Here is a 1,115-nt window from a genome sequence, read left to right as displayed (position 1 = left end):
ACCTGCCCCTGAATGGGTGCCTGCAATCATTACAGCTTTACACAACTTTGAGTTGCTCCTTTCCATTTAGCGATGGAATGACGTAAGGAGTATGGGTGATGGGATTTTCAAATACTTCCACATCTATTGAAAAGGCTGATTTTATATTGTTCAATGTTAAAACATTTCTGGGAGACCCAGATGCTATTATTTTGCCTTCTTTCATTATGAAAATCTCATCACAAAACTGTGAAGCGAGGTTAATATCGTGAAGCACAACAATTACAAGTATTCCTTTTAAAGATAAATCTTTTACAAGAGATAGTATTTCAACTTGGTATTTTATATCAAGGTGAGAAACTGGCTCATCCATGAGTAAAATTCGAGCTTTTTGTGCTAATGCCCTCGCTATATACACCCTTTGCCTTTCACCGCCGCTTAACTCTTTTATACTTTTGTCTTTAAACTGCCATGTATTTGTAATTTCCATGCACTCTCTTACAATATCTCTGTCTTCTTTTCTCTCCGACTGAAACCTTTTAAGATAAGGAATTCTTCCCATCATTACTACGTCATAACAGCTAAATTCAAAGTCGTAAACTATATCTTGAGGCACATAACCTATATATTTTGCCTTTTCTTTTATAGTAAAGTCTTTGATATTTTTCCCTAACACAAAGACATTACCATAAGTTGGCGTCAAATACCCTGATATATTCTTTAAAAGTGTAGTCTTGCCACTTCCATTTGCACCAATTATCCCTATCACTATGCTTTTATTTATGGTGAAATCTATCCCTCTTAAAACTTCCCTTTCCCCATAAGAAAAATGTAATTTATCTACCTGTAAAATTGCCATATCATCACATTCCTTCACTTTTTTGTTTGCTATTTATTAACAGATACAAAAAGAATGGTCCTCCAAATGCCGCAGTAATTATTCCAATTGGAATTTCCATTGGTTTTAAAATAACTCGTGCTAATAGGTCTGCAAAAGTCAAAAATATTGCTCCTGATATTGCACTAAAAGGTACCAAAACTCTATTGTCAGGTCCTACAATAAGCCTTGATATATGAGGCACAATAAGTCCAACAAAACCTATAATTCCACCGACTGATACAGCTGTTGCAGTAAC

The 1,115-nt window shown here is 34.9% G+C and carries 2 protein-coding genes; both read right to left on the bottom strand.

Going from position 1 to position 1,115, the window contains the following annotated elements:
• Nucleotides 1–37: 37 nt before the first annotated feature.
• Nucleotides 38–838, bottom strand: coding sequence for an ABC transporter ATP-binding protein (locus tag M663_RS0102450; RefSeq protein WP_029687824.1), 801 nt, complete (start codon nucleotides 836–838; stop codon nucleotides 38–40).
• A gap of 4 nt (nucleotides 839–842) precedes the next feature.
• On the bottom strand, nucleotides 843–1,115 hold a 273-nt coding region (locus M663_RS0102445), incomplete at its 5' end, for an iron chelate uptake ABC transporter family permease subunit (RefSeq protein WP_029687823.1).

The sequence above is a fragment of the Thermoanaerobacter sp. A7A genome (assembly GCF_000445185.1).
Lineage (GTDB): Bacteria > Bacillota > Thermoanaerobacteria > Thermoanaerobacterales > Thermoanaerobacteraceae > Thermoanaerobacter.
This window is presented reverse-complemented; position numbering and strand designations above follow the sequence as displayed.